This window comes from Rhodococcus sp. YH3-3 (assembly GCF_001653035.1).
Classification (GTDB): Bacteria; Actinomycetota; Actinomycetes; order Mycobacteriales; family Mycobacteriaceae; genus Rhodococcus_F; species Rhodococcus_F qingshengii.
The window spans coordinates 657836-665805 of the sequence record NZ_BCWH01000003.1; the positions used below are offsets into that span (position 1 = coordinate 657836).

General features: G+C 64.3%; 7 protein-coding genes. 5 read left to right on the forward strand and 2 right to left on the reverse strand.

What is annotated here, in order from left to right:
• Positions 1–76: 76 nt before the first annotated feature.
• From YH3_RS28345 to YH3_RS28365, 5 genes are all read left to right on the forward strand, one after another.
• Positions 77–748, forward strand: coding sequence for a class F sortase (locus YH3_RS28345; protein ID WP_042450667.1), 672 nt, complete (start codon positions 77–79; stop codon positions 746–748).
• A gap of 32 nt (positions 749–780) precedes the next feature.
• Positions 781–1650, forward strand: coding sequence for a diaminopimelate epimerase (gene dapF, locus YH3_RS28350; protein ID WP_064444671.1), 870 nt, complete (start codon positions 781–783; stop codon positions 1648–1650).
• Between the two features lie 75 nt (positions 1651–1725).
• Positions 1726–3201, forward strand: a complete 1476-nt coding sequence (gene hflX / locus YH3_RS28355; RefSeq protein WP_003942213.1) for a GTPase HflX — start codon at positions 1726–1728, stop codon at positions 3199–3201.
• Between the two features lie 10 nt (positions 3202–3211).
• Positions 3212–4201, forward strand: a complete 990-nt coding sequence (locus YH3_RS28360; RefSeq protein WP_238592719.1) for a hypothetical protein — start codon at positions 3212–3214, stop codon at positions 4199–4201.
• Between the two features lie 56 nt (positions 4202–4257).
• Positions 4258–5583, forward strand: coding sequence for an esterase family protein (locus YH3_RS28365; protein ID WP_007735188.1), 1326 nt, complete (start codon positions 4258–4260; stop codon positions 5581–5583).
• Positions 5584–5622: 39 nt separating this feature from the next.
• On the opposite strand, the gene YH3_RS28370 is transcribed toward YH3_RS28365, so the two are convergent.
• Positions 5623–5880, reverse strand: a complete 258-nt coding sequence (locus YH3_RS28370; RefSeq protein WP_003942144.1) for an HPr family phosphocarrier protein — start codon at positions 5878–5880, stop codon at positions 5623–5625.
• Between the two features lie 97 nt (positions 5881–5977).
• The coding region (locus tag YH3_RS28375) for a fructose-specific PTS transporter subunit EIIC (RefSeq protein WP_064444531.1) at positions 5978–7970 on the reverse strand (1993 nt) is incomplete at its 5' end.

A 7970-nucleotide genomic window follows, 5' to 3' on the forward strand; every position in this document is an offset into this window, starting at 1 on the left:
AGCGGATCAGCTATCTTACAGTTAGCTATTTCGCGATCGATCGGTTTCGCGATCGACGGACTGGAGGACAACGAGCATGGCGCAGACCGCGGCGCACGCGCATCCGAAACGTCGACGCGCGGGTCGGCTACCGCTGGTTCTTCTGCTCGTCACATTTCTCACGGTCGGCGGGGTACTGATCTACTTTGCGGTGAGTGCGGCCGGGAAGCCCATCAGCGCACCTGTTCCCGAAGCGCCCTTCGATGTGGGAGCCCCAACCGATCCAGGGGCGAGTTGGGCGCCTGCGCCGACGGATCTGCCGCCGAACACGCTCGCGATTCCCGATCTGGATGTGCGAGCCGATATCGTGACCAGTGGGTTCGGCGCCAACCGCGGAATGATCCTTCCGCATCCTGACAAGGTTTCGCATTTCACCAACGGCGTGCAGTTCGGATCTTCGGAGGGTACCAATCTTGTTGCCGGCCACGTCGACGACGGTGACCGCACGCACGGCGCCTTGTGGGCGCTGCACCAGATGAAGCCTGGAACACCGATCTATGTCAGTGACGACACCGGAACGATGTTCACCTATCACGCAGCGAGTCTGAAGTTGTACGAAAAGGTGGCTTTGCCTGCGGAGTTCTTCTCCGAATCCGGTGCGCCCAGGCTTGTCCTGGTGACCTGCGGGGGCGCGACGGTGCCGGATCCCTCGTTGCCGTCCGGCTTCACTTACGAACAGAACGTGGTGGTCACCGCGTCACCTGCGTAAATCGCTCGGTAGGTCCGGATAGGATGGCGACCATGGATTTCAGTAAGGGCCACGGCACGCAGAACGACTTCGTTGTTCTCCCTGACCTCGACGTTCGGATCGATCTCGAGTCGGCGCGAGTTTCAGCGTTGTGTGATCGTCAGCGTGGCCTCGGCGCCGACGGCATCCTTCGTGTCGCCCGGGCAGGCGCACTTGCGGACGCGGGCGTGCTCGGTGCGCTGCCCGACGGCGTCGCTGCCGAAGACTGGTTCATGGACTACCGCAACAGCGACGGCTCCATCGCCGAGATGTGCGGAAACGGCGTTCGCCTATTCGCCCACTATCTCAAGGCCTCGGGCTTGGAGAGCAAGGACGAGTTCGTGGTCGGCAGCCGCGCCGGAGCGCGTCCGGTCGTGGTGCACGGCTACGACGCCACGCATGGTGACGTGACCGTGGCGATGGGCCCGATCAAGGACCTCGGCACCAGCTCGGCAACAATCGACGGCCGCGTCTTCGCCGGCGTCGGGATCGACGTCGGTAATCCGCATTTGGCGTGTGTCGACGAGCACGTGACGGCAGAAGTTTTGAGTGCGCTCGATTTGAGTGTTTCTCCGGGCTTCGATCCCGGGTTCTTCCCGCACGGGGTCAACATCGAGATCGTGACGCCGATCCACGACGGTGGGGTCCACATGCGCGTACACGAGCGTGGTGTGGGCGAGACTCGTTCCTGCGGAACCGGAACGGTCGCAGCGGCGGCCGCGGCGCTGAGGTACGACGGCCGCGATGAAGGCTCGGTACTGGTGCGCGTGCTCGGTGGCGAGGTGCAGGTCACCGTCGAAGGCGGCAAAGGGTCGTTGCGGGGGCCCTCGGTTCTGGTGGCGAACGGGACGATCAGCGATGCCTGGTGGCAATCGCTTGTGTGATATCGCCCGCGGGAAATACGCCTGCAGGAAATACGGATGCACCGTGGCCAGGTTTCGTGGGACCATGGATCTTGTATGACGAACACACATGAAAACGAAGAGTCCACCGCTCACGAGCAGTCCGAGTACGCGCAAGCCGAATACACGGCAGCGTCCGCATCGGGCAACCCGTCGACCGGTGAGATGCAACTCGCAGATCGCGGCGCCCTGCGCCGCGTGGCCGGTCTGTCGACCGAGCTCGAGGACGTCACCGAAGTCGAGTACCGCCAGCTTCGACTCGAAAGAGTTGTCCTGGTCGGCGTCTGGACGCAGGGAACTGCCGAGCAGGCCGAGGCGAGCATGACCGAGTTGGCCGCACTTGCCGAGACGGCCGGCTCCGAGGTCCTCGAAGGACTGGTTCAGCGTCGCGACAAACCTGACGCTGCCACCTACATCGGTTCCGGCAAGGCGCAGGAACTGCGCGAAGTTGTGCTGGCGACCGGTGCCGACACCGTCGTCTGCGACGGTGAGCTGACGCCGGCGCAGCTCACTGCGCTGGAGAAGATCGTCAAGGTCAAGGTCATCGACCGGACAGCTCTGATTCTCGACATCTTTGCTCAGCACGCCACTTCGCGTGAGGGTAAGGCGCAGGTCGCTTTTGCTCAGATGGAGTACATGCTCCCGCGTCTGCGTGGTTGGGGCGAGTCGATGTCGCGCCAGGCCGGTGGCCGTGCCGGCAGTAACGGCGGTGTGGGTCTGCGTGGTCCCGGTGAAACGAAAATCGAGACGGACCGCCGTCGTATTCGTGAGCGCATGGCAAAACTACGCCGCGAGATCAAGGGCATGAAGGCCGCTCGCGACACCAAGCGCACACGTCGACTGCAGAGCGACATCCCGTCGATCGCCATCGTCGGATACACCAACGCGGGCAAATCGAGTCTGCTCAATTCGCTCACCGGATCGGGTGTGCTCGTGGAGAACGCGTTGTTCGCCACCTTGGACCCGACCACTCGCCGCGCAGCACTCGACGACGGCCGCGAGTACGTACTCACCGACACGGTCGGCTTCGTGCGACACCTGCCGACTCAGTTGGTCGAGGCATTCCGCTCGACTCTCGAGGAAGTAACCGACGCGGATCTGCTGCTGCACGTCGTCGACGGTTCGGATCCGTTGCCGACAGAACAGATCAAGGCTGTGCGGGAAGTCGTCACCGATGTTCTGCGCGAGACGGATTCGAAGGCTCCGCCGGAGTTGATCGTGGTCAACAAGATCGACGCGGCAGATCCGGTTACGTTGACGCAACTGCGTGGTCTGTTGCCTGGTGCCGTGTTCGTCTCGGCGCGTACGGGTGAGGGAATCGCCGAACTACGAGCACATCTCAGCGAGGTGCTGGTTCGGCCGGAGGTCGAGGTCGACGTGCTGGTGCCGTACACGCGCGGTGACTTGATGGCTCGAATCCACTCGGACGGAACAATTTTGGAATCGACTCACGAAGAGGCCGGCACGCGGGTGCACGCACGCGTGCCACAGATGTTGGCCTCGGCATTGGTCGAGTACGCACCTAGTGCGTAGTTTCGGGGCCGTGGTCGCGGTGATTGCTGCGACTACGGCAACCGCACTGCTTCCCGGAGCGCTCGCACAGGCGTCGTCGTTCGAACCGAGCGAGTTCGCCCCACTCTGTACGCCTACCGATCCTGCGCTCCAGGAGTTGTCGGGGATGGTCGTCGTCGACGATCGGATCTACGCGATGGGCGACGGCGGCAGTGACGACTTCGTATTCGAAATGGACCTGAACTGTGTTGTCCAGAAACAGATTCCGGTCCCGATAGATCCTTACGACGTCGAAGATCTTGCGGTGAGTGGGCGAACGCTCGTTCTGTCGGACACCGGTGACAACCTCCGGACCCGCGAAACAGTGGCGTTCATCACGATGGACCTCGATTCCGGTGACGGTACGTTGCACCGCCTCACGTACCCGGACGGTGCGCACGACACCGAGTCGATACTGCTAGACCCCGACGGCCACGTTTTTGTCGTGACCAAGGAATTGTTCGGCGAAAGCAGTGTCTACACACCGATCGGGGATCAGAAACTGAGTGACTTGGCGCAGCCCGGCCCGACGCCGCTCGAGCGCGTCGGAGCCGTGTCCCTCGGACCGGAGAAGCCCGTGTCGGTGATGTTCACCGGGGGAGCGGTGTCGTCGGACGGTTCGGCGATCGCACTTCGGAGTTACTCCGACCTGTACCTGTACGAAGTCGTGGACGGCGGAATCGGCGCGACGCTCACCGGTACCGAACCGCTGCGGATCCCGCTCCCGAAGGAGCCTCAGGGTGAGGCGGTGGCATTCAACGATGCGGGCGATGTTCTGATCGGTTCTGAATCTGCCGGCGGAGCGTTGCCGCCGGTGTACGTGATGCGAGCGCTCGTGGACGCGACAGAAGCGACGGCTGACTCGTCTGACGGTTCGGTCGGTGTCGGGGTCGATCCGTGGACATTCGTGTGGGCCGGGTTGGTCGCGGCAGGATGTGCGATCGGGGGCGCGGCGTTCGTGAGATTTCGACGACGCCGCTGATTCCCAAATAATTCCACGAATTCGCAGACCGACGGTAGATGTGGATACTGGAACGAATGCACGGGCATCAACTCCTGACGCGGCTCTCGCGTATGTCACTCGAGCACGGACACATCACCGCAGCGCTGCTCGTGGGTTCCGTCATCGTCGGCGTCGGCACGTTGCTTCTGCTTCGGTGGTTGCCGCGTCGGGCCGCGTTGGTCGCGCTAGGTCTGTCAGTGCTCGGATCAGCCACCGGTGCGACGTTCGTGTGGCTCAGCTTTCGGCCGCTGCCCGCGCAGCTACCGGCGTCGAATTTTGTCTGGATAGCGCTGGCGATGTTCGGAGTCATCGGCGCCGCACTCGTTCTCCTTCGGCGCCCAGGGCTTGCGCGTGGCCTTTCGGTGACGGCATTCGCCGGGCTGGCCGCGATCGTCGCAGTGGGTCAGGTCAACGCGCAGACCGGCACCTATCCCACGCTCGGCTCACTGGTCGGGCACTGGCCGGTCGGGTCGGTCGAGAACGTTGCCTTCGATTCGCTCCCCGGGGCCGAACCTTGGGTACAACGGGGACTGCCCACCGAAACTCATTGGCAGGTTCCGGTGCGGATGCCGAGCAACGGTGTCGTGACGGAAGCGGCGATTCCAGGAAACGTTTCGGGATTCGACGCGAGGCCTGCGACGCTGTATCTCCCGCCGGCCTATCTTGCCGATCCGCGTGCCGAGTTGCCCGTACTGGTGTTGGTGGCGGGTGAGCCCGGCAGCCCCAGCGACTGGCTGGACAGTGGCCGGCTCGCGACCACCGTCGACGCCTATGCGTCGAGGCATTCCGGGCTTGCTCCCGTCGTGGTGGTGCCCGACGCGTTGGGGGACTACGACGCCAACCCCGGCTGCATGGATTCTGCCCTCGGCAACGTCGCGACGTATCTGGACCAGGACGTCCCGAACTGGATCGAATCGAACCTTCAAGTGAATCCGGACGCTGCGCAATGGGCTATCGGTGGGTTCTCCTACGGCGGGACATGCGCGATCGAGATGGCCGTGAACTTCCCGGACCGATACCCGTCGTTCCTGGACTTCTCCGGCCAGGACGAACCGTCGACCGGTGATCACGAGGACACCGTGGCGGCCATGTTCGACGGTGACGAAAGCGCGTTCGACGCGGTCAACGCCCGAGACCTGATGGCGCAGAATCGGTATCCGCAGTTGTCGGGTGTATTTGTCGCGGGTGAGGACGACGACATCTACCGCCCTCAGCAGGAGATCATGTTCGAGGCTGCACGCGCCGCCGACATGAACGTGGACTACTACACCCTTCCCGGCGGGCACTCGGGTGATGTGTGGGGCACTGCTCTGGAACTCGAAATGGACTGGCTGGGCCGGACACTCGCACTGACTCCGTGAGAGTGTCCGGCCCGCTACACAGCACCGACTGACATCGGGTCAGGCGTCGAGATCAGCGGCTACCAGCTCGGCGACCTTGGCGAGTGCGTCGGCGTCGTCGGACTCGATGGTTACTTCGGTGTCCTTGGCGGCTCCGAGCGTCATGATCATCAGTGCCGAACCTGCATCCACGGGTTCGCCGTCGGCGACTGCGAGGGTGACCGTGGCGCCGGAGGCTCCGACTGCTTCGGCGATGAGAGCGGCGGGGCGGGCGTGGAGGCCGACTGCGGAACCGACGGCAACTGTCTTGCTGGGCATGGGATCTCCTCGTTGTAGAACTGTCGTTGCGGACGTTATGGGGTGTTCGGGCAGATCTGGTGACTCAGGTGGTGACTGCAGTGTTGCCTGCTGTCGATCATGCCGCAGCGGGCACGATTTCGGGGTCGAGTTCGGCATCGGACGGCCCCTTGCGGAAGAACTCCTTGGCTCCGACGACGGCGAGCGCAGCTACCACGGTTCCCGCGGCGAGCGAGACCAGGAACCAGCCGATTCCGCCGACTGCGAAGAAGACGAAGATCCCGCCGTGCGGGGCGCTGAGAGTGACGTCGAAAGCCATGATCAGCGCGCCGGTGACCGCGCCGCCCGCCATCATCGAGGGGATCACGCGAAGCGGGTCGGCAGCGGCGAACGGAATCGCGCCCTCGGAGATGAATGCCGAACCCAGCAACCAGGCAGCCTTTCCGTTCTCCCGTTCGGCTTCGCTGAAGAGCTTGGGACGCAGCACCGTCGAGGCAAGTGCCATGGCAAGCGGCGGAACCATACCGGCAGCCATGACAGCCGCCATGATGCGCAAAGTGGCCGGGTCGTTGACGTTGAGTCCGGCGACGGCGAAGGCGTAAGCCGCCTTGTTGACCGGTCCACCGAGGTCGAAGCACATCATCAGGCCGAGAATGATGCCGAGGAAGATGGCCGAGCTGCCGGACAGTCCGTTGAGCCAGTCGGTGAGACCGGAGGTGATCGCGGCGAGCGGACGCCCGAGGACGATGAACATCAGTGCTCCGACGACCAGCGTCGCGAACAGCGGGATGATTACCACCGGCATCAGGCCTCGCAGCCACTGCGGGACGGCGATCCGGCCGATGTAGAGCGCGACGACACCGGCGATGAGACCACCGACCAAGCCGCCGATGAAACCGGCACCGACGAACACGGCGACCGCGCCGGCTGTGAAGCCGGGAGCGATGCCAGGCCGGTCGGCGATGGCGAAGGCGATGTAGCCGGCCAACGCGGGCACCAGGAAGCTGAATGCCAACGAACCGATCTGGAACAGCACTGCGCCGAGATAGGTGGCCAGACCACCGTCGGGAAGGTTGGTGATCGAGTTGTTGAGAACGATGTCCTTGGCCGGACCGGAGATCTCGTATCCGCCGAGCAGGAAGCCGAGTGCGATCAGCAGACCGCCGGCCGCGACGAACGGGATCATGTAGCTGACACCGGTCAGGAGGACCTGACGGAGGTGGGTGCCGAACCCTACGGAACCGGCATCGGAATCCGCGGCCGCTGCGGCGGTGCCGTCAACGGTGGCGGCGCCGGGATTCTCGGAGGCGCGCAACGCTTCTGCGAGCATCTTGTCCGGCTCGTTGATTGCCCGCTTGACACCGGAAGCGACGACGGGCTTACCGGCGAATCGTTCGCGGCCCTTCACTCCGACGTCGGTGGCGAAGATGACCGCGGCGGCTCCGGCGATCACCGAAGGGTCAAGGGGGGTGCTTCCGCTCGAACCTTGCGTTTCGACGTGAACCTTGATGCCGGCGCGTTCACCCGCGGCGACGAGTGAGTCCGCCGCCATGTAGGTGTGAGCGATTCCGGTCGGGCAGGCGGTGACCGCGACGATGTGACGCTCCGCGGGCGCTGGTGCCGGGGTCTCCTCGGTAGCGTGTTTCCCGGTGGAAACAGGTGCCGGGGGTGTCGCTGCCGCAGCCTTTGCTGCAGGATCCTTCGGTGCGGGATTGAGTACCTCGTCGACCAGTCTCACGATCTCGTCCGGCGTCGACGCTTCACGAAGTGACGTGACGAACGCGGGCCTGACGAGTGCTCGGGCCAAGGAGGAGAGCAGCTTCATGTGCTCGGCCCCGGCGCCTTCGGGCGCCGCGATCAGGAAGACCAGATCGGCGGGGCCGTCGGGTGCACCGAAGTCGACCTTCGGATCGAGTCGAGCAAACCCCAGGGACGCGGACGAGACAGCCTCGGCGCGGCAGTGGGGAATTGCGATTCCGCCGGGCAGTCCGGTCGCGGACTGCGCTTCGCGAGCGAGTGCGGCGTCGACCAGTCCCGCGGCGTCGCTCGCCCGCCCCGCTGCAGTCAATCGCGCTGCGAGAGAACGAATGACATCTTCCTTGGTCGAACCC